Source organism: Oceanimonas sp. AH20CE76 (genome assembly GCF_039654065.1).
In the GTDB taxonomy this organism is placed as follows: Bacteria; Pseudomonadota; Gammaproteobacteria; order Enterobacterales; family Aeromonadaceae; genus Oceanimonas; species Oceanimonas smirnovii.
Window position 1 is genome coordinate 2,169,543 of the sequence record NZ_CP155481.1, and the last position, 26,310, is coordinate 2,195,852.

Here is a 26,310-nt window from a genome sequence, read left to right on the forward strand (position 1 = left end):
AGGTATTTCGCGTTAACGTCTATATGTGGCTGCCGGTCGCGGCTTTCAAGACGACAGTCACATTTTTTTGTTCAGAAGACCGGCTCAGGCCTGAGTGTCGATAGCCGGGCCCTTAGCCACCATCACCATGGCGGGGCGCAGCACACGACCGTTCAGCTCATAGCCTTTCATCATGACGGCCAGCACCGCATTGGGGGCCACTTCGTCACTTTCCACCATGCTCATGGCCTGATGCTTGTTGGGATCAAAAGGCTGGCCCTGAGGATCGATTTGCGCGACACCAAATTTTTCTACTGCACTTATCAACGACTTCAGGGTCAGCTCCACCCCTTCGTGTACCGCTTTAAAAGCATCAGTTTCATCGCTGGTGTGCTCAATAGCCCGCTCCAGGCTGTCGATCACCGGCAGCAGCTCGTTCACAAACTTTTCCAGTGCAAACTTCTGGGCTTTTTCGACGTCCTGAGCGGCACGGCGACGAATATTTTCCATTTCCGCCACGGCACGAAGGGCGGTGTCCTTTTCGGTTTTGGCGGCGGCCTCTGCCTCGGCCAGCTTTTTCTCAAGCTCGGCTACCAGGGCGGCATCGGCCTGAGTACCTTCCTGCAGCTCTGCCTCAGCGGCGGCGTGCTGCTCCTGTTCGGTCTGAAGCTCCTGCTCCTGGTCTACCTGATTCTGCTTGCTGCTCATCTCGTCTCCCGTGAGTATCAATTAGCCTGCAGCCTATATGGGGGTGTCAGTATGCTTTTCAAGGGGGAAAACCCGACAGACTTGCAAGGCCGGCGCTGGTACAAGGGCAAGACTCTGATTAGAATGATGAATATTCACTTTTACCGAACAACACGGCCAGCGGGAACGCAATTAATGGATACCGATTTCAATACCATTGCTCTTATCGGCAAGCCGGATCATAAAGGGGCCAACCAAACGCTGGTGGCACTGTACCGTTATCTCGACCAACTGGGCCTGAATGTAGTGATAGAGCGCCGGGTAGGCGAACAGCTGGGGCTGGATGACGCTGAACTGCTGGAAATGGTGGAGCTGGGCGAACGCGCCGATCTGGCCATTGTAGTGGGCGGCGACGGTAATATGCTGGGTTCAGCCCGGGTGCTGTCACGCTTTGATGTTGCGGTGGTGGGGGTTAACCGGGGCAATCTGGGCTTTCTGACCGACTTGTCTCCCGACAGTTTTGAACAGCCGCTGGAGCGGTTGCTGGCCGGTGATTATCAAACCGAACATCGCTTTCTGCTGGAAGCGCAGGTGCACCGTCACGGTCAGCTCAAGGCCAGCAACACTGCCATGAACGAAGCCGTGCTGCATCCGGGCAAAATTGCTCACATGATAGAGTTTGAGGTCTATATTAACGGCCACTTTATGTACAGCCAGCGTGCCGATGGCATGATAGTGGCCACCCCCACCGGCTCCACCGCCTATTCACTGTCTGCGGGCGGCCCTATTCTCACTCCCAACCTCAACGCCATTACCCTGGTGCCCATGTTTCCGCACACCCTGAGCTGCCGGCCCATCGTTATTGACGCCGACGCCCAGATCAAAATGGTGCTCTCCCCCGCCAACAAGAGCGAACACATGCTGGTCAGCTGCGACGGCCATGTCTCACTGGCAGTGCAGCCCGGCGATGAAATTCACATTAACAAGAGCCCGCACCGGCTGAAGCTGTTGCACCCCCGTGGCCACAGCTATTTTGAAGTGCTGCGCAGCAAACTGGGCTGGGGCAGTAAACTGTTCTGAGCTTGCACTGTATAAAACTACAGTATACTGTATTCCCATACAGCATTCTTTTTGTTGCAGGGGAATCTCCATGTTGCTTCAGCTCACCATCAGCAATTTTGCCATTGTTTCCTTTCTTGAGCTGGACTTGCGCCAGGGCATGACCAGCATTACCGGTGAAACCGGTGCCGGTAAATCCATTGCTATCGATGCCCTGGCCCTTGCCCTGGGAGAGCGGGCCGACGCCGACTCGGTACGCCCCGGTGCCGACAAGGCCGACATCAGCGCCCGCTTTCGCATCGACAAACTTCCCCGGGTAAAAGCCTGGCTGAGCGAGCAGGAGCTGGACGAGCAGGATGAATGCATTCTGCGCCGTACTCTGAGCCGGGAAGGCCGCTCCCGCGGCTACATTAACGGCACGCCCGTGCCCTTGTCGCAGCTCAAGGCACTGGGTGCCCTGCTTATCAATATTCACGGTCAGCATGCTCATCAGGAGCTGCAAAAGCCCGATCATCAGCGTGCCCTGCTCGACGCCTACGCCGGACATCATCAACTGGTCAATGGCGTCAGCCGCAATTATCAGCACTGGCGTCAGCTCAGTAATGAACGCAAACGACTGCAGGAAGAGCAGGAAAAATGGCAGGCAGAACGCCAGTTGCTGGAATACCAGGTGGCTGAGCTCGACGAGCTGGCCCTGGCCGAAGACGAATTTCCTGAGCTGGAAGCCGAGCACAAGCGGCTGTCCAACGGGGCTGAGCTGGTCACCGACTGCCAGCTGGTGATGGATGTGCTGGCCGACAACGATGAAACCAATGCCCTGCAGCTGGTACGTCAGGGCCTGAAAACCCTGAACGAGCTGGTGACTATGGATGCGCAGCTGGCACCGGTGCTGGAAATGGCTGAAGCTGGCTTGATCCAGCTGGAAGAAAGTCACAATGAGCTGAGCCGCTATCTGGATCGGCTGGAGCTGGACCCGGAGCGCCTGCATGAGGTGGAAAGCCGCATGAGCAAACTGATGGAGCTGTCCCGCAAGCATCATGTACCTGCAGCTGAACTCCATGGTTTTCATCAGGAGCTGAAAGCCAGGCTGGCCAATATGGATGAAAGCAGCCATCGGCTGGAGCATCTTGACGAGGAAGTGGAGCAAGCCAAAGCCGGTTTTATTCAGGCTGCCGAGCGCCTGAGCCAAAGCCGCCAGCGCTACGCCGCTACCCTGAACAAGAAAATCACCCAAAGCCTGCACCAGCTCAGCATGGAAAAGGGCCGTTTTGAAATAGAGGTGCACGCAGATGCAGCAGCGGGCTTTTCACCCCTTGGCATCGACAGGGTCGAGTTTCTGGTGAGCACCAACCCGGGCCAGCCCCTGAGCCCGCTGGCCAAAGTGGCCTCCGGCGGTGAGCTGTCACGCATCAGCCTGGCAATTCAGGTGATTACCGCACAGAAAGTGGAAACCCCGACGCTGATTTTTGATGAGGTGGATGTGGGCGTCAGCGGCCCCACCGCCGCCGTGGTAGGCAAACTGCTGCGCCAGCTGGGCGAGTCTACCCAGGTACTGGTGATTACACACCTGCCCCAGGTAGCAGGCAACGGCCACCAGCACTTTTTTGTGAGCAAGAGCAGCGATGCCGACCATACTGAAACTCGCATGCAGGAGCTGGACGAGCAGCACCGGCTGCAGGAACTGGCCCGGCTGCTGGGCGGCAACCGCATTACCGACAATACGTTGGCCAACGCGCGGGAACTGCTGGTGTGCTGATCACACCAGCCGGCGGGCGGCTGCCACCACAATTTCAATGGCCCTTTGCTCGGTATTTTTCATGGTATTTTCGTCAGGAATCTCCTGCTTGGTGCGGTTAACTATCACGCCGGCCACACAGCCGGCTTTCAGCCCCTGGCTGGCACACATGGTAAACAGGGTGGCTGATTCCATCTCATAGTTCAGTACGCCCATGGACTGCCACTCTTTCATGCTGCCCTGAAAACGGCGTACCACATGGGCGGCGTAAGTGTCGTAACGTTCCTGTCCGGGATAAAAGGTATCGGACGAGGCGGTAATGCCCACATGAGGTGTCACGCCCAGCTCACGGGCCGCATCCACCAGGGCACAGGTGCAGTCAAAATCGGCGACCGCCGGAAATTCCATGGGTGCAAAGTGTGTGCTGGCACCGTCCAGACGCACGGCCCCGGTGGTGACGATGGTATCACCCACCTCCACATTGGGCTGAATGGCACCCGTGGTGCCCACCCGCAAAAAGGTACGCACGCCCAACTGCGCCAGCTCTTCTACCGCAATGGAAGTAGAAGGTCCGCCAATGCCGGTGGAGCACACTACTACCGGCTTGCCGTCCAGCTCACCCAGCCAGGAAGTAAACTCCCGCTTACTGGCCAGCTTGTGCGGATTGGCAAGGTAGCCGGCAATCCGCTCTACCCGCTCAGGGTCACCGGGAATAATCGCCACGGCAGCCCCCCGCAGATCCTCATCGGTAATACCCAGATGAAATACGTGTTTAGTCATAACCAGCTCCCATAGCAAAAGAGTGAAGCAGTGTATCAGTCTGAAATAGTAAGACAGCCGGGGGTAAATAACCATGTCTCTAAAGGGAACCATTGGCTTTGGTACCGGTCTGTCTTTTACATCGAAACCGGCAGCCGCTATGATGCTTTCAGGATTTTAAGGACAACACTCCCTATGCAACTCAAAAGCTTGATATTACCTCTGTTTCTCGCCCTTCCTCTCACCGGCTGTGGTCTGGTTTACAAAGTAGATATTCCCCAGGGTAATTATCTGGAAGAAAAGCAGGTAGCCCAGCTTCGTCAGGGCATGACCAAAGAGCAGGTGCGTTTTCTGCTGGGTAACCCCATGAGTCTCGACGGTTTTAATCACAATCGCTGGGTCTACATTTATTACTTCAAGCCTGGCCGGGGCGATACCGAGCAAAAGCGGCTGGTGCTGGACTTTATCAATGATGGTCTGGCCACCATGAGCGGTGACTTTGAACTGCCCGACGACTTTCATCAGGGCCTTTAACTGAAAAAGAAGCCTGACGGCTTCTTTTTATCATGTTACTGGCGGCGCTTCGGATCTGGCCGGCCGCCGGTCACTTTATCAGCCCGTCCTTCTTCCTTGGCCTGTTCGGCGCGCCGACGCCGGATTTCTTTTGGATCGGCCAGCAGAGGCCGGTATATCTCTATGCGATCACCTTCATTTACGCTCTGTTCCAGCCTGACCTGACGACTGAAAATGCCCACCGCATTGCGCTCAAGATCAATGTCAGGAAACTGGCGTAAAATACCGGACTGCTCAATGATCTCCTGCACGGTAGCCGTTGGCGGGACCCGCAGGCTCAGCACCGTTTGTTTATCGGGCAGCGCATAAACCACCTCAACCTGAATAAGATTCACTGCCGTAAACCTCCCGAGCCCGTTCACTGAATGCATGCACCATGGCATTGGCCAGCTCCTTGAAAATGCCGCCAAACGCCAGCTCTACCAGTCGTGACTTGAACTCGAAGTGCAGTTTCAGCTCAACCTTGCAGGCATCTTCATCCAGCGGAATAAAAGTCCAGCCACCATTCAGGGATTTAAAAGGCCCGTCTACCAGTTCCACATTAATCTTATGGTCTTTTTCGAGACGATTGCGGGTAGTAAACGTTTTTCGAATGCCAGCCTTGGCCACGTCGAGTGCGGCGGTAATGCTGTGCTCACTCTGCTCCACTACCCGGCTGGCCACACATCCGGGCAAAAACTGCGGATAATCATCGACATTATTGACCAGCTCATACATTTGCTTGGCACTGAACATCACCAGTGCGCTTCGGGTAATACTTGGCATAACCTCTCCTGGCATTCTGACTCGGTGATTTTAACACTTCTGGCCAGCAAGCTCACCTGAGACAATCGTTCAAAAAACAACCGGTCACCAGTTCACTAATTCCAAAGCGTCATTGGTCACCGTATAATGATTTCACTATGGCAAAAAACAAAACTAAAAAGAAACCCGGCTCCAATACCATTGCGGTTAACCGCAAGGCACGGCACGAATATTCCATTGAGGAAAAATTTGAGGCGGGGCTTGAGCTCCAGGGTTGGGAAGTCAAGGCGCTACGGGCCGGCAAGGCCAACATTGGTGATGCCTATGTATTTATGCGAAATGGTGAGGCCTTTCTGTTTGCCGCCACCATCAACCCGCTGAATATGGCATCAACCCATGTGGTATGCGATCCCATGCGCAACCGCAAACTGTTACTGCACAAACGGGAACTGGACCGTCTCACCGGCCTGATTGAGCGGGAAGGTTATACCCTGGTACCGCTGTCCCTGTACTGGTCCAAATCCTGGGTCAAGGCAGAGATAGGCCTGGTAAAGGGTAAAAAAGCCCACGACAAGCGCCAGGACGTGAAGGAGCGCGACTGGAAGCGGGAAAAAGCACGTATGATGAAACACAAGGGCCGCTAGACCCCTCTTGTGTTTAACGATGATATGCAATATCATCAATCTGTACTTGGGGCTGATTCAGGATTCGACGAGATTCTCGAACTCCAAGGTGCATGCCGAGGTGCGATAGGCCTCGTAAAAAAATCGCAAAAAAATAGTCGCAAACGACGAAAACTACGCACTCGCAGCTTAATAACCTGCAGAGAGCCCTTCTGCCCTAGCTTGCCTGTGACTTAGGGAATCGGAAGGTCATCCTTCACAGGATCGCGTGGATGCCGTGCCTGACGGTTGAAGCGTTAAAACCAATTCAGGATAGTCTGTCTGTGGCGTGTCAGTCCGCAGCAGCTGGCGAATTTAATGACTGACTAAGCATGTAGTACCGACGACGTAGGTTTTTCGGACGCGGGTTCAACTCCCGCCAGCTCCACCAATCGATTGGAAAGGCCCCGCAAGGGGCCTTTTTGTTTTGGTAATCCGGATTTTCTCTTCCGTTGCCGCCAGGCTGGTCCATACGAATATTTATCATACAAGGTGAGCCGGAGTGGCCACAGCGGGAAAATTTCATTAGTATCCCTGTCAGATTATCATCAGGCTCAAATAACGCCCGTTTATAGGTTCAGTATTAATGCCCTCCCGCCCCCTGCCCCGGCTAAACCTTCGTAATTTAATGCTGGTCATGGCTATATTCAGTGTAGCGATTACTCTGTTCAATACGTTTTATGCCACCTACGAGGTGCAGCGTACCCTGCTTATCAACAACACGCTGGAGGCCAACCGGGCCTATGCGGCCAAGCTGGCAGAAGTGACGGACAGTGTGATTCACTCCACCCGACAGCAGCTGGCTTACAGTGCTGCTGAGCTGGTCACCCGAATGAACGATGAGTCAGCCCTGATGGCGGAAGCGCGCCGGCTGCATGAGCAGACAAATACCTTTAACTCGGTGGTTGTGGTTAATGCAAAAGGGGTAATAGTGGCCGCCTCACCGGATACCTTGCAGGTTAAGGGGCTCAGGCTCAGCTCTGCCAGTGCCCTGCAGTCCTTAAAAGCCAGGGCACCACTCATTACAGATCCCTTTGTATCACCGTCAGGGAATTATATTGTCAGTCTGTCACACCCGGTGTTTGCCGCCAGCGGTGAGTATCTCGGGTATATTTCCGGCACTATTTACCTGAAACAAAGCAATATGCTGGGAGAGTTACTCGGCAGGCATTACTACCAGGATGGCTCTTACCTGTATGTGGTTGATCGTAACAAAACACTGATTTATCACCCTGACCCTGCCCGTATTGGCGAACGCGTCAGCGGTAATCCGGCCATAGATGAAGTACTGCAGGGACAGGAACATGCACATCAGGTGGTAAATTCCGCAGGAACCGATATGCTGGCCGGCTTTGCACCGGTTAACAGCACTGGCTGGGGCATAGTGGCCCAGCGGCCAAAGGCCGCTACTCTGGCAGGCATTAAAGAGCATCTGTTACAGGTTGTGCTGAAAAGCGTCCCCGTCGGGCTGCTGACCCTGGCCGGTATCTGGCTGTCGGCCCTGTTTATTTCCCAGCCACTGCGACAGCTGGCTACCTCCGCCGGCCTGATGAACCGACAAAGCGCTCAAACGGATATTACCGGAGTGTCTTCCTGGTATTTTGAGGCGGCCCAGCTTAAACAGGCCATACTGCGTGGCATCGGACTGCTGAATGAGCGCATTCACCAGTTGCATACCGACAGCCATACCGATGCCCTCACCGGCTTGCTGAACCGCAGGGGGATGCAGCAGGCGCTGGATCATTTTCAGAAAGAGCAAGTGCCATTTTCTCTGATCGCACTGGATATTGATCACTTTAAGAGTGTGAATGATCGGTTTGGTCATGACAGTGGTGACCAGGTCATCAGACAGCTGGCCGGCATTATGCAGCATCAGGCTCGTCGCAATGATGTGCTGTGCCGCAGCGGTGGCGAAGAGTTTATAATATTTCTGCCTGGCACCAGCACCACCAATGCACTTGACGTAGCAGAGCGGCTGCGACACCAGGTACAGGCGACCTCAATTGAGCTGGTAGGTCAAATCAGCATTTCGCTGGGCGTTACTTATTGTGGTCCGGCAGACTCCATAACAGACGCCCTAAAGCGTGCCGACAAGGCCTTGTATCAGGCCAAACAACAGGGGCGTAACAGGGCTGTACTAGCTGACCCGGGAGCATAACTGCTGTTGTAGCCGGGCTTCCAGCTGGTCTGCCGGCTTGGCCCTGGCCAGCAGATAGCCCTGATAGTGTTCACAGCCATGCTGATAGAGTAATTGGCGCTGGGCTTCGGTTTCCACCCCTTCCGCGATAACTTCCAGCTTAAGACTGTGAGCCAGTGCAATAATGGCTTTAATAATATTCAGGCTGTTGTTATCGGGCAGAGCCCGCACAAAGGACTGATCAATTTTCAGCTGATCCAGAGGCAACTGCTGCAGATACAGCAACGAAGAATAGCCGGTCCCAAAATCATCAATGGCAAAACGTACGCCGTGCTGTTTCAGTATCTGCATGCGCCCAATCGCCATCGGCATATCATTCAGCAGCATCGACTCGGTAATTTCCAGCTTTATCCGTGCAGGATCGACGCCGGTCTGCCTGAATATGGCTAACACATCATCAATAAACTCTGGCTGATACAAACGGGCAGCACTGATATTCACCGACAGGGTAAAACTGGTTGCTGCAGACAGCTCCGCCCAGGCAGCCATGTAAGAGCAGGCGTGGTGCAATACCTCTCTGTCGATACGGTTCATCAGACCGGCCTGCTCGGCTACTTCAATAAACGCCCCCGGTGCCAGCAAGCCCTGCTCAGGGTGTTGCCAGCGGGCCAGCGCTTCAGCGCCGGTGATATGCCCCTGATAGTCAAACTGAGGCTGAAAGTAAGCAATAAACTCACCATGATCCAGACCACGACTGATATCCTGCTGCAGCAGTAAACGCTGGGCTACCGCTTCCTGCATTTTCGGATCAAAAAAGCGCAGCTTGCCCCGGCCGCCAGACTTGGCGTCATACATGGCCAGCTCTGCCTGTTGTACCAGCTCGTCGGCGGTCGCGCTTGAGTCATTAAGCAGTACCACCCCCAGGCTGGCACTGCATTTGAGCTGATGGCCGTCATGAGTGTAGGCCTGCTCCAGTAATGCCAGTAACCTGAGCCCGGCTGCTTCCAGCTCGGTGGCGGCGGCGGCTTGCTCAGTGGGTAAGCCGGATAGCAGTACCACAAACTCATCGCCGCCCAGGCGGGCAACCATATCTTGCTGGCGCAACGGCCGGCTCAGGCGGCGGGCAGCCTGGCGCAGCAGTTCGTCACCCACCGGCAGCCCCCAGAGATCATTAATGGCCTTGAAATTATCCAGATCAATAAAAATCAGGCCGGCACTTTCCTGCCTCTCTCCGGACAGGTAGTGCTGCAGACGTTCATGTAAAAAACGACGGTTGGGCAAGCCGGTCACTTCATCATAAAAGGCCAGATGGTTGATACGTTCTGCGTCTTTCTTCTGTTGGGTAATGTCGGTAATGGACGCCACATAATGGGTAATATGCTGGTGTTTATCCCGTACCGCACTTACAGACAGCCACTGCGGATAAACCTGGCCAGACTTGCGCTTGTTGATAATCTCGCCCTGCCAGTGGTTATGCTCGTTAATGCTTTGCCACATGTGCTGATAAAAGTCCCGGCTATGCTGGCCCGAGCTGAGAATGGACGGCGTTTTGCCAATTACGTCGTCGCTGCTGAAACCGGTAATGTCGGTAAAGGCACGGTTTACCCGTAATATTTTTTGGTCGGCATCGGTAATCATCATGCCTTCAAAACCTTCAAAAGCAGTGGCGGCAATACGCAGCTCCGTTTCATTCTGCAGGCGCTGGGTAATATCACGGGTAAGGATCACGACGGCGGGCTTACTGCCCTCTCCCCTGTCCATCACCTGCGCCTGACTTTCAAATATACGCATTCCGTCGTGAGTATTAAGCTCATATTCAAGCCGCTGAGTTTTCTGGCTGTTAAGTGTTTGACGGATAAAGGCGACAAAGCGGTTTGCCTGCACCGGCTCAAACAAGTCGTGTACTCGTCTGCCAATGACACTGTCATTGACCGGATAAAGCAGGGACGCATTGGATGCCATGGCTTCCAGGTACCGACCATCTTCATCTATCACAAACATCAAATCAGGCAAGGCGGAAGTAATGGCCCGTAACCGGGACTCGCTGCTCTTGAGCCTGTCCTGCTCCTGCTGCCTGAGAGCCGCATCTTGCAGAATAAGCGCAAGAATCACCGTCAACGGCACCATCACTGCGAGAAAAGGCCACAAGTAGGCAAGCAACGTCAGCCTGTCCTGCACGTTGAGCAGGCTGGCGATGACTGCCAGCGTACTGGTATGCAGCAGCAGCGTCACCGGCAACAAATGAAAAATGTTAACCTTCAGCCACTGACGGTTCACACCATAGCGAAAGCCAAGCCCCAGCAGCACCGACAGCACGATATTCACCGTGCCGGTGAACGCACCGTCGCCGCCAATACCATACCGGAACAGACCGGCAATCAGGGCTGCCATGCCTGCTGATACCGGACCACCAAACAGGCCTGCCACAAACAGCACGCCATTGCGCGCATCCAGCAACACGCCGGGGGCCACATGAAAAGGCTGCAGCATACATACCAGCGCAGCCAGCCCGAACCAGAAGCCGGTAGTGAACACTTGCAAATGAGGATGATGGCGAGCCTTGCGCATATTCAGCGTCAGGGCCCAGCCCATGGCCAGCAGAATAACGGCCTGTTGCATAACGGTGATGAGCATGTGTCTCAAACGGTGACAAAGGATGAAAAAACATAGTATGAACCGCATAAAGTCACCAGCACTTACGGCTGATATTGCGGGTCAAAGCCACAAAACACGCAGTTTATCAGACAAGGCTGACGCTCCCTAAGCAATCCTCTCTGCTGGCAGGGATTTTAAATTAGCGAAAACTGATTATTGTGGTTTATACGTAGAAAAACTTGACGCCAGTCAATGCGTGACCAATAATTAATCAGAGGCGGGATAACGCAAACTCATTGCACTCGCTGCTATCAAGCCAGCCGGCTTTAATGAATTTGGGGGAAAGAGCCATGATTTTGAACCACATCTGGGGTTTGTATGCCCACCCCAAGGATGAGTGGCATACCATAGACGACCACCATGAAAGCCTGTCTTACAGCCTGACCCATCTGGCGTTCATCGCCCTGATCCCTTCAGTCTGTACTTTTATCTCTGCCACCCTGATTGGCTGGCACTTTGGCACCCAGAACACCATCATGATGACCACGGGCAGCGCCCTGTTCATGTCAGTGGGCATGTACTTCACCTTAATTGCCGGTGTGTTTGCGCTCGCCTACCTCACTTTCTGGATGGCCAAGACCTTTGGTGCCAGTCCTACCTTTACCCAAAGTCTGGAGCTGGCTGCCTACACTGCCACCCCCCTGTTTATGACAGGGCTGGCTGTACTTTATCCCGAGCCGATATTCCTGATGCTGGTGGGTCTGGCCGGGCTGGCCTACTCGGTCTATCTGCTGTATTCCGGCGTTCCCATTATCATGCACATTCCTGAGGAGCGGGGCTTTATCTATGCAAGCTCTGTGGTGACCTGCGGGCTGGTTTTGCTGGTGTGTATTATGGTGGGCTCGGTCATTGTATGGAGCTGGGGGCTGGGCCCCATCTATACTCACTGACCCTCTGCTGATGGCATTAAAAGCCGGGGGAACTCCCCGGCTTTCTTATGGTCAGGACTGACCTTCGTTATATATTTCCAGATGACTGTTGTCGATGCAGTCCTGCTGTTTGGCAGTGTCGTTACGCAAGGCGTTCAGGGCATCCAGATATTCCTGGTTAACATCCTGAGTCACGTATTCGCCGGTAAACACGGAGGTTTCAAAACGCCGCAGCTCGGGATTGAAATAACGTACCGCATCTTCCAGGTCTTCCAGATCCTGAAAAATCAGGCCGTCGGCCCCAATCAGCTTGCAAATCTCATCCGACTCACGGCCATAAGCGATCAGCTCGTTGACGGAAGGCATATCGATGCCGTACACGTTGGGAAAACGGATTTCCGGGGCAGCCGAAGCAAAATACACCTTCTTGGCTCCCGCATCCCGGGCCATTTCAATGATCTGCTCGGAGGTAGTGCCGCGTACGATGGAGTCATCCACCAGCAGTACATTCTTGCCGGCAAATTCCGACGGAATGGCATTCAGCTTGCGGCGCACCGACTGCCGGCGCTGCTGCTGACCGGGCATAATAAAGGTACGGCCGATATAGCGGTTTTTCACAAAACCCTGGCGATAAGGCAGCTGAAGATTGTGGGCAATTTCCAGGGCGATGTCGCAGGACGTTTCCGGAATGGGAATCACCACATCAATGTTCAGCTCTTCCCACTCACGGGCAATTTTGGCACCCAGCTTCTGCCCCATACGCACACGGGCAGCATAGACAGAGACCTTATCAATAAAGGAGTCCGGGCGGGCAAAGTATACATATTCAAAAATACAGGAGTTGTGCTCGGGCTCAGCGGCGCACTGCTCGGTAAAGAGCTCATTCTGCTCGGTAATATAAACCGCTTCACCAGGCGCTACATCGCGTACCAGCTCAAAGCCTACCGCATCCAGCGCCACACTTTCCGAGGCCACCATATACTCGGTGCTGCCGTCTTCAGCATCACGTTTACCCAGTACCAGCGGACGAATGCCGTTGGGATCGCGGAACGCCACCATGCCGTGGCCGATGATCACTGCAACGGCAGCATACGCGCCGCGAACCTTTTCATGTATTTTGGCTACCGCAGCAAACACATGCTCCGGCTCCAGGTGCAGCTTTTGAGTCTGCTGATCCAACTCATGAGCCAGTACGTTAATCAATACTTCAGAATCAGAGGTGGTGTTGATATGACGTCGGGCTACCCGGAACTGCTCTTCCTTCAGCTCGGCGGCATTGGTCAGATTGCCGTTGTGGGCCAGCGCAATACCAAAGGGAGAGTTCACATAAAAAGGCTGAGCCTGAGCCACACTGCTGCTGCCGGCGGTGGGATAGCGCACATGACCAATGCCGACGTTTCCGATAAGGCGCTCCATGTGACGCTCTTCAAACACATCCCGGACCAGCCCATTGGCCTTGCGCTGACGGAAGTTGTTACCGGAGATGGTCACGATGCCGGCGGCATCCTGTCCTCTGTGCTGAAGCACTGTGAGCGCGTCGTAAAGCGCCTGGTTGACCGGGGTCGTACCTTGTATACCGACTATCCCACACATGTGAAAATTTCCTCGAATTACTATAGCTTGGGGGGTAAGAAGCTGGATGAATTCTGCAGCATATTAAAAAACCACTGAATAACGATGCCAAACTCGGGAATGAGTACCGACTCCTTCCACCACGGGCTGTGGGAAAAAGCAGTCATGGTATCGGTTAACAGCAGCAGCGCGGCCACAATAAAAACGCCACGCACGGCGCCAAAACAGACGCCCAGCACTCGATCAGTGCCCGACAGGCCGGTGCGGGTGACCAGCTCGCCGATAATGTAGTTGACCAGAGCACCCAGGATCAGGGTAAGCACAAACAAAATGGCAATGGCAGCCCCATTGCGAAAAAGCGGGTCTTTGATATCGAGAAATACTGCCAGGTCGGCATAAAAGCGACTGGCAATAAAAAAGGCAGCCACCCAGGTGGCGAGTGACATGGCTTCCTTGACGAAGCCGCGGACCAGGCTGATGAGAGCCGACAGGCCGATAATGCCGAGTATTACAAAATCTATCCAAACCATCATGTTAGTGCCGAAGCCCTCCTGATTGCCGCGCATTCTATCAAACACGTTTGGTAAAAGGCGACGAAAAAGCGGATAAAGTTCATTCAATATCAAACTAACCGCTGAACAAAGATGAGCACCGGTGCGAAACACATCGCACCGGATCCGGCACTTTATACGATGTTAAAGACCGTTGTAATAGGTAGCCGCTCCCGGCCCTACCGGCAGACCAAATACAAATACCCACAGATAGAAGAGCACAGACCAGCCCACAATAAATACCATGGAGTAAGGCAGCATCATGGCCATCAGGGTGCCTATGCCCATGTCTTTCTTGTAACGGGTGGCCACTGCCATGATCAAGCCGAAGTAGCTCATCATGGGGGTAATGATATTGGTAGTGGAGTCACCAATGCGATAGGCCGCCTGTACTACCTCCGGTGAGTAGCCCACCAGCATCAGCATGGGTACAAAAATCGGTGCCGTTACTGCCCACTGAGCTGAGGCTGAGCCTATCATCAAATTGATAAAGCCACAGACAACAATAAAGCACAGCAACAGTACAGGGCCGGTCAGTCCCAGGCTCTGCAGCAGAGTAGCACCCTGCACCGCAATGACAGTACCAAAGTTAGTCCAGCTGAAAAAAGCCACAAACTGGGCGGCAAAGAACACCAGTACTATGTACATGCCCATGGAGCTCATGCTTTTCGACATGGCATCAATCACGTCCCGGTCACTTTTCATGGTGCCCATCATGCGGCCGTACACAAAGCCCGGAATGGCAAAAAACACAAAAATAAATACCACTATGCCTTTAAGGAACGGCGAGCCGGCCACGGCTCCGGTCACCGGATGCCGTAATACACCGCTCTCGGGCACTATGGTCAACGCCAGCACAGCACACACCGCCAGGGCCGCCAGACCGGCTCCCTTGAGAGCGCGCTTTTCCGCTGACGTTACCCTGCCCATGTCCTGGTTTTCACTGAGATCCCCAGCCTCTTCACTGCGATACTCTCCCAGCTTGGGCTCCACCAGTTTTTCCGTTACCAGCGCACCCAGAATGGAAATCACAAAGGTGCTGATAAACATGAAATACCAATTCACTTCGGGCCCTACCACATAGACAGGATCAATGATGCGAGCGGCAGTTTGAGTAATGCCTGACAACAGCGGATCGACTGTACCCAACAAGAGGTTGGCACTGTAACCGCCGGATACACCAGCAAAGGCCGCAGCCAGACCGGCAAGAGGATGACGCCCCAGAGAATGAAAGATCATGGCCGCCAGCGGGATCAAGACGACATAACCAAGCTCAGCCGCAGTATTGGAAACAATACCGGCAAATACTACGGTCACGGTAACCATACGCCGTGAAGCATTCATCACCAGCGCCCGCATGGCTGCCGACAGCAGTCCGGAATGCTCGGCCACACCGACGCCCAGCAGCGCCACCAGCACGGTGCCAAGAGGAGCGAAACCAGTAAAGTTGCTCACCAGACTGCCCACAATGCGCGCCAGCCCTTCGCCGTTAAGCAGACTGACCACGGTAATCATGCCATCGGCGGCCCGGCCCGGGGCACCTTCCGGCCGGGGGTCCGCCACGCTCACTTCAAAATAACCAGCCACACCGGATGCCAGCAAAATGACGGCACAGAAGATGGCAAACAGGGTAATGGGATGGGGTAACAGGTTACCCAGCCACTCTACCGTATCGAGAAAGCGGGTGAAGCCGCCTTTGTTAGGGGCTGGCTGCTGGCGTTGATGACCATCACAGCGGGTTGAGGATGACGTCATGTCGAAATTCTCCATCGGGATAGACGCAGGCACCGACAGCACAATACTTCATAACAAAAGTTATAAGTAACCGTATATGCCGGCCAGGTTAAAAATTCCGGTGGATTATACACATGACGTTAACACACTCAACAAAATATGATACCAAAGGTTAGTTAACCAACAGTTTTATACATTGCAATACGGCCATTTCACGGTGAGATCACATCATCAGAAACCGAGTTAAAACGAATTTATATTTTTCAGACATAAAAAAACCGGGGTCAGACCCCGGCTTGGTTAACTGAAAAACCAACTCAGCCAATAAACTCCAGCCCGCCCATATAGGGTTTGAGCACGTCCGGCACACGAATGCGGCCGTCTGCCTGCTGGTAGTTTTCCAGCACCGCCACCAGGGTGCGGCCCACCGCCAGGCCGGAGCCGTTCAGGGTGTGCAGCAGCTGCGGCTTGCCGTCGGCACCACGCACCCGTGCCTGCATGCGACGGGCCTGAAAGTCACCACAGTTGGATACGGACGAAATTTCACGGTAGGTGTTCTGGGCCGGCAGCCAGACTTCCAGATCGTAGGTTTTGGCGGCACCAAAGCCCATATCACCAGTGCACAGCGCCATCACCCGATAGGGCAGCTCCAGACGCTGCAGCACCTTTTCGGCGTGGCCGGTCATTTCTTCCAGCGCATCCCATGAGGTGTCGGGGTGCACCAGCTGCACCATTTCCACCTTGTCGAACTGGTGCATGCGAATAAGCCCGCGGGTATCACGGCCGTAGGAGCCGGCTTCAGAGCGGAAGCAGGGGGTGTGAGCGGTGAGCTTCATGGGCAGCTGGGCCGCCTCGAAGATCTCGTTGCGGGCCATATTGGTCAGCGGCACTTCAGACGTGGGGATCAGCGAGAAACGGCGTACCTTGCCCTCGTCATCGCCCTCGCCTTCAATGGCGGTGTGGAACAGATCTGCCGAGAATTTGGGCAGCTGGCCGGTGCCATAGAGGCTGTCACTATTGACCAGATAAGGTACATAACATTCGGTGTAACCATGCTCTGTGGTATGCAGATCCAGCATAAACTGGGCCAGTGCACGGTGCATGCGGGCTATCTGGCCCTGCATAATCACAAAGCGCGAGCCCGACAGTTTTACCGCGCCTTCAAAATCAATCCCCGCCAGGGCTTCGCCCAGCGCCACATGATCCTTGGGCTCAAAACCCAGTTGTGTGGGCTCGCCCCAGCTGCGCACGGTAACGTTGTCGTCTTCGTTCTTGCCCACCGGCACCGACTCGTGAGGCAGGTTGGGAATGGCGGCACAAAAGTCCTGAATCTCGTTCAGCAGCTCATCCAGGGTGACCTTGCAGCTGTCGAGCTCGTCGTTGATGGCAGTCACGGCGGCTTTCAGAGGCACTATGTCTTCGCCGTTACGGGCCGCCTGACCAATGGCCTTGGAGCGGGCGTTGCGCTCCGCCTGCAGCTCCTGAGTGCGGGCCTGCAGGGTTTTACGCTGCTCTTCCAGCCGGTTGAACAGGGCCGTATCAAGGGTGAAACCACGGCTTGCCAGCCGCGCCGCCGTGTCGTCGATATCGCCGCGCAGATATTTGGGATCCAGCATGAGTTACCTTAAATTCGTGTGATGCGTTTGCACGCCAAAGGGGTTAAATGAGTTCTGCTACAGTTTATCAGCATCGGCCGCAACGGGCCAAGAACGCAGATCCTGAGCGCAGCTGCTTTGTTCAGGAACCACCTTTGGCCTGTTGGTCAAGCTGGCTGAGGTAATCGAGCTTGGCCTGAATTTTCTGCTCAAAGCCCCGCTCGTTGGGCATATAATAGCGCCGCCCCATCATGGCTTCGGGCAGATAGGTTTCGCCGGCGGCATAAGCACCCGGCTCGTTATGGGCATAGCGGTATTCGGCACCATGGCCCAGCGCTTTCATCAGTTTGGTGGGGGCGTTGCGTAAATGCACCGGCACCTCAAAATCGGGCAGCTCGCGGGCATCCTGCAGCGCCGCCTTCCAGGCGGTGTAAAGGGCGTTACTCTTGGGCGCACAGGCCAGATAAACAATGGCCTGGGCAATGGCCCGCTCCCCTTCTGCCGGCCCCACCCGGGTAAAGCAGTCCCAGGCCGCCAGCGCCACCTCCATGGCCTTGGGATCGGCCAGGCCGACATCTTCCGAAGCAATGGCCAGCAGCCGGCGGGCAATATAAAGCGGATCGCAGCCAGCCGTGATCATGCGGGCATACCAGTACAGACCCGCATCGGGATTAGAGCCACGAATGGACTTGTGAATGGCGGAGATCAGATCGTAATACAGGTCGCCCTGATTATCGAACCGGGCCAGACGCTCGCCGGTCACTTCCGCCAGCAATGCCTTGTCGATACAGCGCTCACCGTTGTGCTCCCCGGCCATGTCCGCCAGCAGCTCCAGATAGTTGAGCGCCTTGCGGCCGTCGCCGTCCACCAGCTCTGCCAGTGCCCGCTGAACGCCGTCGGCAAGCTTGATACCCTGTCCCGCCAGACCGCGTTCATCGTTCAGCGCCTGCTCGATCATGGCTTCCACATCGGCGGTTTCCAGACGCTTGAGCAAGTAGACCCGGGCCCGGGACAGCAATGCATTGTTCAGTTCAAAAGAAGGGTTTTCGGTGGTGGCACCAATAAAGGTGACGGTGCCGTCTTCAATATGGGGCAGAAAAGCATCCTGCTGAGACTTGTTGAAGCGGTGCACCTCGTCCACAAACAAAATAGTACGCCGGCCCGCCAGCTTGTACTCCCGGGCGCGCTCGATGGCGGCGCGAATGTCCTTCACCCCCGAGGTCACCGCCGAGACCCGCTCCACCTGGGCATCGCAGTAGTGGGCCACCAGCTCCGCCAGCGTGGTTTTACCTGTACCCGGCGGCCCCCACAAAATCATGGAATGACAGTGACCGCTTTCAAGCGCCCGGCGCAGGGGCTTGCCCGGCCCCAGAATGTGCTGCTGGCCCAGATATTGTTCAATGCGCACCGGACGCATCCGTGCCGCCAGCGGCCGAAAGTCGTCCTGCTCAAAGTCCAGACTCAGGGTACTCATGGTATTTCATCCACATAAAACAAAGTGCCGTTTGCTGCATAATGCGCTTTCGTCGGCGACACGAAGCGGCAGCGGGGATTGCCGAAGCCGACCGTCAAATGCCAGGGAAGGCATTTGCCGAGCGTCCCATGGAGGGGCTTGAAGCGTGTCGGCGTAGCGCAACCCCGCTGTCGCTTTGCATGCCGGGCTCATGCCACCTCAGCGCTGATCGTCCACCATAACGCCCGCCGGCGGGGTAAAACGAAAGGCGTTGGCGGCAAGCTCAGGGCTGGTATTAAATTCACTCAGGGTAAATTCGCTACGCTGGCCGCCGGACTCCACCACGGTAAAACGCGCCAGCCGGCCCTGATTATCAAAGCGCAGCGTAAAGCGCTGAATAAGCTCCGCCGGATCCTTGCTGGTCACCACATAAGTGTCATTCTGCTCGCTGATGCGATAGTTCTGCCAGCGGGCCTTATCACCACCGGAGATCAGCAAAAACGGCGTATTCTGCACCGCCTGCTCCAAAGGCACTATGCTCACCTGCTCCACAAAGGGGTCGTACATCCACACATCGGTGCCGTCAGACACAATCAGGCTCTCGTCGGGCGAGGTGGTGTGCCAGCGAAAGCGGTCCGGCCGCGCCAGCTGCATGCTGCCCTCGGCGGTCTGCATGGGCTCACCGCTTTCATCGTAGACCTGCTGAGTAAAATCGGCAGAAAAACGCCCCAGCGCCGACAGCTTCTGTTGCAGATCCGTCGCTGCGTCTGCCAGCACCTGAGTGCTGGCAGACCACAGCATCATTCCTGCCATTATTACTTTTTTCATTGGTTATCCCCTGGCCGGCGGTGGTGCCAGCACTTCTCGTTGGCCGTTGCTGCCCGCCGGGCTGACAATGCCCTGGGCTTCCATCTGCTCGATAATGCGGGCAGCCCTGTTATAGCCTATCTTGAACTTGCGCTGCACACTGGAGGTAGAGCCGCGGCGCGTCTCAGCGACAAAAGCCACCGCATGATCAAATAACTCGTCCAGTTCGCCATCACCGCCTTCCGGCGCTTCACCGGGCAGAAGGCCGTCGGCCCCCACATCGCCGTTAAGAATATCTTCAATATAATCCGGCTCGCCCCGCTCCTTCCAGGCCGCCACCACCTTGTGTACCTCATGGTCATCCACAAAGGCCCCATGCACACGAGTGGGGTTGCTGTCGCCGGCCGGTAAATAAAGCATATCCCCCATGCCCAGCAAGGATTCGGCCCCCTGCTGATCGAGAATGGTGCGGGAATCGATTTTGCTCGACACCTGGAAAGACATACGGGTGGGTATGTTGGCCTTGATAAGACCGGTGATCACATCCACCGACGGGCGCTGAGTGGCCAGCACCAGATGAATACCGGCCGCCCGGGCCTTCTGGGCGATACGGGCAATCAGCTCTTCCACCTTTTTGCCCACTATCATCATCATGTCGGCAAATTCGTCGATCACCACCACAATATGGGGCAGCTTTTCCAGCGCTGGCGGATAAGTGTCCATGGACTGAGTGGGCTGCCACAGCGGATCCCGCAAAGGTTCTCCGGCATCAATGGCGTCCTGTACCTTGGTGTTGAAGCCCTTGAGGTTACGCACTCCCATGGCCGACATCAGCTTGTAGCGGCGTTCCATCTCGCCCACGCACCAACGCAGGGCATTGGCCGCTTCCTTCATGTCGGTGACCACTTCGGTAAGCAGATGGGGAATACCCTCATACACCGACAGCTCCAGCATTTTGGGGTCGATCATGATAAAACGCACTTCTTCCGGCGTGGCCTTGAACAGCATGGACAGTATCATGACGTTCACCCCCACCGACTTGCCCGAGCCGGTGGTACCGGCCACCAGCACGTGAGGCATTTTGGCCAGATTCACCACCACAGGATCGCCGGCTATGTCCTGCCCCAGCACCATGGTAAGCGGGTGCTTACTGCTGTGAAACAGGTCGCTGTCAATCACCTCCCGCAAATAGACGGTTTCACGGCGGGTATTGGGCAGCTCCAGTCCCACATAAGGCTTGCCGGGGATCACTTCCACCACCCGCACGCTGATGGCAGACAGGGAGCGGGCCAGATCCCGGGCCAGGTTGGTAATTTTGCTGACCTTGACTCCGGGGGCCAGATCCAGTTCAAAGCGGGTGATCACAGGCCCCGGATACACGCCCACCACATTAGCCTGCACGTTATAGTCAGCCAGTTTGGCTTCCACCAGCCGGGCAATGCGCTCCAGCTCTTCTTCACTCACTTCATGCTGACGTGGCTTGGGCGGATCCAGCAGCGTCACATCCGGCAAAGTCGTCAGTTCACTGTTGCGGGGCCTGGATACCGGTGCCGGTGCCGCGGCGGGCTTTTGTGCAACCGGTGCTGGTGTGTCTTCCTCACCGGCCCAGGGCAAATCCAGTTCGTCATCGTCGTCATCATCCATCCAGCCGTTGCTCTCGGCCAGCGTGGCCAGTGGCAGCTCGCTGTCATCGTCATCAGCCATCTGCAGTACCGGCTCCCGGCGCTGCGGTGGCGTTTTTTTACTGATAAGAGTGCGCCGTGCGGAAGGTTCAGGCATGGGAGCCAGCAGCGGATCATCCTGCCCGGCTTCATTGTCATCATGCTTGTCACTGTCCTGCTTGCCGAGGCGCTCACGAAAGCGCTGCCAGCCACTGAAGCCGGCCCTGGCAGCGTCCGGATCACGGGGCTGAGCAGCTGCAGGCACTGCGGCGGCCGGCACCGGCGCATCATCGCCCTGACGGCGGGTTTGCCAGTCGGCGATGCGTGCCGGCAAGGTCGACAGCCAGTTGGGGGCTTCCATTACCATGGCTCCCAGACGCTCTACAATCAGCAGCCAGGACCAGCCGGTAAAAAAAGTAATGCCGGTGGCCAGACAACAGAGCAACACCAGAGTGGTCCCCAGGGTACCAAATACCGGACTCAGGGTACCGGCCAGCATGTCACCTATCAGGCCACCCGCTGAAAAATAATAGATGTCACCTATGTTCATGCTGGCCAGCGCCAGCAAACTGAGCAACACCATTAAAAAGCCGATGATACGCAGGCTCAGGGTCAGGTAGCAGATGTCGATCAGCCCCTTGGGCCGCCACAGGGTAATCCAGCCAACAAACACCATAAAGGGTGGCAGCAGATAGGCTGAGAACCCGAATACAAACTGCAGAATGTCGGCCAGCCAGGCCCCCGCAGGGCCGGCTGCGTTACTGATGTCTGCGCCACGGGCAGTCTGTGACCAGCCCGGATCCGACGGGTGATAGGAAACCAGTGACAGCATCATAAATACGGCCAGTAGAATGATGGCTATCAGCCCAGCCTCAAAAAGACGCTGCAAACCAGACATGGGAGTAAACAGCTTTTTCTCCGCCAAACGTCCGCTCCTCGTTGTGATGATTGTGCTCAGAATATCAGGGGAATGCGACGGAAAAAGTCGTCACCATGGTTAATACAACGACAAACGAGCGGCCGGGGCCGCTCGCTGAATGATAATCTTCCCGTCCCGCCGGCATCAAAATACCAGAGCGGCATACTTTAGCACAGCTTAACGGGTATTGATTACCAGCCGGTTGCTCTGCTTCACCTCTTCCATCACCACATAGGTGCGGGTGTCATTCACCCCGGGCAAACGCAGCAGGGTTTCCCCCAGTAACTTGCGGTAGGCAGACATATCGGCCACCCGGGTTTTCAGCAGGTAGTCAAAGTCACCGGATACCAGGTGACACTCCTGAATTTCTTCCAGCTTCTGCACGGCGTCATTGAACTCGTCAAACACATCGGGTGTGCCGCGGTTCAGGGTAATTTCCACGAATACCAGCAGTGATGCATCAAGAAACTGCGGGTTAAGAATGGCGGTATAGCCTTCAATGTATCCCTGACGCTCCAGCCGGCGCACTCGCTCCAGACAAGGAGTAGGGCTCAGTCCAACGCGCTTGGACAACTCCACATTGGAGATGCGGCCATCTTGCTGCAGTTCGTTAAGTATGTTGCGGTCAATCCGGTCGAGTTCCTTTAAGGGGCGGTTGTTCGCATCCAACACTTCATCCATCCTTTGGCTCATTTTAGGTACATTCCACTTTGGATTCTGGGCTTCTTCTGCATCGGCACCACTCGAGTGCAAACTCAGAAGGTGTAACGGTTACCGCTGTCACAGCCGTGAAAAACGGCATACCGCCTTACTAAAATAAAAATCTGAAATTATTGATTACATATACAAAATGCAATGAACAGAAGCTTAACATGATAAAAAGGAAACCGGTAGCACAAGTGTTTGTCTGGAACGACAAAAAAGCGTCAAATTATAACTTTAGGTGAAGGCGGCAGGGATTTAGCCTGAATCAGACAACCGAATACCCGGCTCAGAGAAAGCCATGGATACTGCTGAAATAGCGCCACACCTATGGTGCGCACACCGCCAGAGTGCGTGTATTGGCCTTGATATACAGCATATTGTCCGGCCTGAACCAGAATTGAAATAAGATTCCAATATAATGAAGTTATATTGCATAACTATTCGTTATACTTGCTGCCGTCATGATTTTACATTCAGCAGGCCGGCAAAGACGGTTGCAGTTCTTTATTCCCCTTTCTCAATCCCCTACAATCGTTAACCAAAATTATCGCCCATTTGCCACTGGTTGGAGAAATCATGAGTCAAGCCAAACACGCCAAACTGCTTATTCTGGGCTCAGGCCCTGCCGGCTATACCGCTGCCGTTTATGCCGCCCGGGCCAACCTGAGCCCGGTGCTGGTTACCGGTATTCAGCAAGGTGGCCAGCTGACCACTACTACAGAGGTAGAAAACTGGCCCGGTGATGCCGAAGGCCTGACAGGTCCGGCATTGATGGAGCGTATGAAAGAACATGCCGAACGTTTTGAAACAGAAATCGTGTTTGACCACATTAACAGCGTGGAGCTGACCCAGCGCCCCTTCCGTCTGAAAGGTGACAGTGGTGAGTACACCTGTGATGCGCTGATCATTGCCACCGGCGCCTCTGCCAAATATCTGGGACTGCCTTCGGAAGAAGCATTTCAGGGCCGGGGCGTGTCGGCCTGTGCGACCTGTGACGGCTTTTTCTACCGCAACCAGAAAGTCGCGGTGGTGGGCGGCGGCAACACCGCCGTGGAAGAAGCCCTGTATCTGTCCAACATTGCGTCCGAGGTGCACCTTATTCACCGTCGTGATCAGTTCCGTTCCGAGAAGATTCTGATCGACCGGCTGATGGACAAGGTGGCCAACGGTAACATTATTCTGCATACCGACCGCACCCTGGACGAAGTGCTGGGCGACGACATGGGCGTCACCGGCGTGCGCCTGAAAGACACTCAGTCCGATGCCACCGAAGAACTGGCGGTGGCCGGCGTCTTTATTGCTATTGGCCATCAGCCCAACACCGGCATTTTTGCCGGGCAGCTGGAGATGGAAAACGGCTACCTCAAGGTACAGTCCGGTCTGCACGGCAACGCCACCCAAACCAGCATTGAAGGCGTGTTTGCCGCCGGTGATGTAATGGATCACGTTTATCGTCAGGCCATCACTTCTGCCGGCACCGGCTGCATGGCCGCCCTGGACGCCGAACGCTATCTGGACGCCCAACAGTAAAGCTGGAAGCTGCGTAGGTTGGCGATGAGCGTAGCAAATTCACAACATTTTCGCCGTCTGCCGGAATGTTGGGACTCGTCCCAACCTACCTGTAAGGGTAATATCCACTGCCGCTTCATACGAACAAAACGGCGCTGTACTCACAGCGCCGTTTTTATTGATGTTTACGCCACGGCTGTGTTGCCAGGCCGTACGTAATTCAGCGCTTCCTTTAGTGTGGAATGAAAACTCAGGCTGTGCTCTATCGGCGTCATGCCGGAGCGGGCCATGGTTTTCAGCGGCTGAAACTGTAAATCCGCAATCACTACTTCCGTCCCCTGTTTCCGGCAGACGTCAATAAAACGATTCAGCGCCGACAGACCGCCGGCATCCAGTACCGGTACCGCATCCATATACAACACCACACCCCGGCATTCCTTCACCAGCAGCGTCAGCTCGCTGAACACGCGATCGGCAGCGGCAAAAAACAGCGGGCCGTTAATTTTGTAAACCTCCCAGCCCGCAGGCAAGGCAGCCGGCACCATTCTTTCATGCTGGGTAATATTTACGATACGGGTCATATCAGCGATGTTTTTCACAAATAACACCATGGCCATCAGAATACCGGCCGTAATGGCAATCACCATGTCAAAGACAATGGTCAGGGAAAAACAGGTAAGAAACACCAGCAAGTCGCCCTTCGGCGCTGTCTTGAACAAATGCACGGCCTTGGGCGCTTCACTCATGTTCCAGGCCACTACCAGCAACAGTGCCGCCATGGCCGGCATGGGCAGCCAGGCCAGCAGCCCCGACAGCAAGACCAGCCCCGCCAGTACCACCAGCGCATGTACCATGGCCGCCACCGGCGAGACACCACCGGCGCGAACGTTGGCCGCCGAGCGGGCAATGGCAGCAGTAGCAGGAATGCCACCAAAAAACGGTGCTATCAGGTTGCCTATGCCCTGCCCCAGCAGCTCACTGTTGGCACTGTGGCGCTTGCCGGTCATGCCGTCCAGCACCACGGCACACAGCAACGACTCTATCGCTCCCAGCATGGCAATGGCAAAGGCACCTGGCAGCAGATCCCGCAACAGCTGAACACTGAGGCCCACCGGACTGCCATCAGGCCCCGGCTGCAGCCAGGGCCAGGTAAAGGCCGGCAGCACCGGAGGTATGCCCGCGCCTGAGCTGCCGTCGGGTAATAAATAACTGAACCGGCTACTGATGGTATCAATACCAAGTCCCTGCTGGTTCAGTAACATCGCCAGCAGACTGGCCAGCAATACCGCCGGCAGATGGGGCGGCACCCCGGTTTTCAGCCGGGGCCAGAGCAGCATGATGACCAGAGTCAGTCCGGCTACCAGCAGGCTGGGCCAGTGCAGCGCCGGCAGATGCCCGGCCAGCGCCAGCAGTCGCGGTACAAAGGCCTCGGGCAATCCGGTGGCCGCGAGGCCAAAAAAGTCCTTCAGCTGCAACCCTGCTATCACTACCGCAATCCCGGCGGTAAAACCCAGGGTTACCGGCTCGGGAATATATTCAACCAGACGGCCCAGCCGCAGCAGCGCCATCAGTACCAGTAAGCCACCGGCCATCAGGGTAGCCAACAGCAGACCACCCAGACCGTAATGTTGCGCAATGGGGTAAAGGATGACCACAAAGGCTGCCGTGGGGCCGGAAATACTCAACCTGGAGCCACCGGTCAGCGCAATCACAAAGCCGCCGATGATGGCGGTATAAAGCCCGTACTGGGGGGCCACACCGCTGGCAATAGCCAGCGCCATGGCCAGCGGAATGGCAATAATACCCACCGTTATCCCTGCCAGCACATCCTTAAGCAGATGTTTGCGGCCATAAGGCTCATGCCGGCAGGCTTCGATCAGAGCGTGACCGGGACGCAGGGAAAACAGATGAGCACGATGAGACATGGCTGGCTCCACGGTGGATG

General features: G+C 55.5%; 21 protein-coding genes and 1 other RNA gene. 8 read left to right on the plus strand and 14 right to left on the minus strand.

Going from position 1 to position 26,310, the window contains the following annotated elements; genetic code table 11:
- Nucleotides 1-84: 84 nt before the first annotated feature.
- Nucleotides 85-687 carry a nucleotide exchange factor GrpE gene (grpE, locus tag N2M06_RS10590; protein WP_019935540.1) on the minus strand — a complete coding sequence of 201 codons (603 nt, stop codon included), beginning with the start codon at nucleotides 685-687 and terminating at the stop codon, nucleotides 85-87.
- Nucleotides 688-861: 174 nt separating this feature from the next.
- Between grpE and nadK the strand changes: the two genes are divergently transcribed.
- On the plus strand, nucleotides 862-1,746 hold the full coding sequence (gene nadK / locus N2M06_RS10595) for an NAD(+) kinase (RefSeq protein ID WP_019935539.1): 885 nt from the start codon (nucleotides 862-864) through the stop codon (nucleotides 1,744-1,746).
- A gap of 70 nt (nucleotides 1,747-1,816) precedes the next feature.
- Nucleotides 1,817-3,481: a DNA repair protein RecN gene (gene recN, locus N2M06_RS10600; protein WP_019935538.1), complete on the plus strand. Its 1,665-nt coding sequence runs from the start codon at nucleotides 1,817-1,819 to the stop codon at nucleotides 3,479-3,481.
- On the opposite strand, the gene udp is transcribed toward recN, so the two are convergent.
- Nucleotides 3,482-4,240, minus strand: a complete 759-nt coding sequence (udp, locus tag N2M06_RS10605; RefSeq protein ID WP_346350741.1) for a uridine phosphorylase — start codon at nucleotides 4,238-4,240, stop codon at nucleotides 3,482-3,484.
- 174 nt (nucleotides 4,241-4,414) lie between these two features.
- Between udp and N2M06_RS10610 the strand changes: the two genes are divergently transcribed.
- Nucleotides 4,415-4,753, plus strand: coding sequence for an outer membrane protein assembly factor BamE (locus tag N2M06_RS10610; protein ID WP_317075297.1), 339 nt, complete (start codon nucleotides 4,415-4,417; stop codon nucleotides 4,751-4,753).
- A gap of 35 nt (nucleotides 4,754-4,788) precedes the next feature.
- On the opposite strand, the gene N2M06_RS10615 is transcribed toward N2M06_RS10610, so the two are convergent.
- Nucleotides 4,789-5,127 carry an RnfH family protein gene (locus N2M06_RS10615; RefSeq protein ID WP_019935535.1) on the minus strand — a complete coding sequence of 113 codons (339 nt, stop codon included), beginning with the start codon at nucleotides 5,125-5,127 and terminating at the stop codon, nucleotides 4,789-4,791.
- Entirely contained in the window at nucleotides 5,108-5,557 is a 450-nt protein-coding gene (locus N2M06_RS10620) for an SRPBCC family protein (protein WP_019935534.1), read from the minus strand. The genes N2M06_RS10615 and N2M06_RS10620 overlap by 20 nt, the downstream gene beginning before the upstream one ends.
- Before the next feature lie 137 nt (nucleotides 5,558-5,694).
- On the opposite strand from N2M06_RS10620, the gene smpB reads away from it, so the two are divergent.
- From smpB to N2M06_RS10635, 3 genes are all read left to right on the plus strand, one after another.
- Entirely contained in the window at nucleotides 5,695-6,180 is a 486-nt protein-coding gene (gene smpB / locus N2M06_RS10625; protein ID WP_019935533.1) for an SsrA-binding protein SmpB, read from the plus strand.
- Between the two features lie 48 nt (nucleotides 6,181-6,228).
- Nucleotides 6,229-6,589: a transfer-messenger RNA gene (gene ssrA, locus N2M06_RS10630) on the plus strand.
- Nucleotides 6,590-6,835: 246 nt separating this feature from the next.
- Nucleotides 6,836-8,356 carry a sensor domain-containing diguanylate cyclase gene (locus N2M06_RS10635; protein WP_346350742.1) on the plus strand — a complete coding sequence of 507 codons (1,521 nt, stop codon included), beginning with the start codon at nucleotides 6,836-6,838 and terminating at the stop codon, nucleotides 8,354-8,356.
- Here N2M06_RS10635 and N2M06_RS10640 read toward each other — a convergent pair.
- Entirely contained in the window at nucleotides 8,336-10,969 is a 2,634-nt protein-coding gene (locus tag N2M06_RS10640; RefSeq protein WP_346350743.1) for an EAL domain-containing protein, read from the minus strand. The two genes, N2M06_RS10635 and N2M06_RS10640, sit on opposite strands and share 21 nt — an antisense overlap.
- A 311-nt stretch (nucleotides 10,970-11,280) precedes the next feature.
- Between N2M06_RS10640 and N2M06_RS10645 the strand changes: the two genes are divergently transcribed.
- Nucleotides 11,281-11,880, plus strand: coding sequence for a Yip1 family protein (locus N2M06_RS10645; RefSeq protein WP_019935530.1), 600 nt, complete (start codon nucleotides 11,281-11,283; stop codon nucleotides 11,878-11,880).
- Nucleotides 11,881-11,931: 51 nt separating this feature from the next.
- On the opposite strand, the gene purF is transcribed toward N2M06_RS10645, so the two are convergent.
- From purF to lrp, 8 genes are all read right to left on the minus strand, one after another.
- Nucleotides 11,932-13,452: an amidophosphoribosyltransferase gene (gene purF / locus N2M06_RS10650; protein WP_346350744.1), complete on the minus strand. Its 1,521-nt coding sequence runs from the start codon at nucleotides 13,450-13,452 to the stop codon at nucleotides 11,932-11,934.
- A gap of 20 nt (nucleotides 13,453-13,472) precedes the next feature.
- A complete protein-coding gene (locus tag N2M06_RS10655) occupies nucleotides 13,473-13,961 on the minus strand; it encodes a CvpA family protein (protein ID WP_026344893.1) in 489 nt (162 codons plus the stop codon).
- Between the two features lie 165 nt (nucleotides 13,962-14,126).
- Entirely contained in the window at nucleotides 14,127-15,737 is a 1,611-nt protein-coding gene (locus N2M06_RS10660; RefSeq protein WP_346350745.1) for an AbgT family transporter, read from the minus strand.
- A gap of 296 nt (nucleotides 15,738-16,033) precedes the next feature.
- Nucleotides 16,034-17,332, minus strand: coding sequence for a serine--tRNA ligase (gene serS, locus N2M06_RS10665; RefSeq protein WP_019935526.1), 1,299 nt, complete (start codon nucleotides 17,330-17,332; stop codon nucleotides 16,034-16,036).
- A 121-nt stretch (nucleotides 17,333-17,453) separates the two neighbouring features.
- Nucleotides 17,454-18,785 (minus strand): replication-associated recombination protein A, encoded by a 1,332-nt coding sequence (locus N2M06_RS10670; protein WP_346350746.1) that lies wholly within the window; start codon nucleotides 18,783-18,785, stop codon nucleotides 17,454-17,456.
- 198 nt (nucleotides 18,786-18,983) lie between these two features.
- Nucleotides 18,984-19,592: an outer membrane lipoprotein chaperone LolA gene (lolA, locus tag N2M06_RS10675; RefSeq protein ID WP_346350747.1), complete on the minus strand. Its 609-nt coding sequence runs from the start codon at nucleotides 19,590-19,592 to the stop codon at nucleotides 18,984-18,986.
- A gap of 3 nt (nucleotides 19,593-19,595) precedes the next feature.
- Entirely contained in the window at nucleotides 19,596-22,157 is a 2,562-nt protein-coding gene (locus N2M06_RS10680; RefSeq protein ID WP_317075280.1) for a DNA translocase FtsK 4TM domain-containing protein, read from the minus strand.
- A 171-nt stretch (nucleotides 22,158-22,328) separates the two neighbouring features.
- Nucleotides 22,329-22,823: a leucine-responsive transcriptional regulator Lrp gene (lrp, locus tag N2M06_RS10685; protein ID WP_014291898.1), complete on the minus strand. Its 495-nt coding sequence runs from the start codon at nucleotides 22,821-22,823 to the stop codon at nucleotides 22,329-22,331.
- A gap of 609 nt (nucleotides 22,824-23,432) precedes the next feature.
- On the opposite strand from lrp, the gene trxB reads away from it, so the two are divergent.
- Entirely contained in the window at nucleotides 23,433-24,386 is a 954-nt protein-coding gene (trxB, locus tag N2M06_RS10690) for a thioredoxin-disulfide reductase (RefSeq protein ID WP_019935521.1), read from the plus strand.
- A gap of 164 nt (nucleotides 24,387-24,550) precedes the next feature.
- Here the strand turns inward: trxB and dauA are convergent, their stop codons facing one another.
- Complete coding sequence (gene dauA / locus N2M06_RS10695) at nucleotides 24,551-26,290, minus strand: C4-dicarboxylic acid transporter DauA (protein ID WP_317075279.1); 1,740 nt, start codon at nucleotides 26,288-26,290, stop codon at nucleotides 24,551-24,553.
- Between the last annotated feature and the right edge of the window lie 20 nt (nucleotides 26,291-26,310).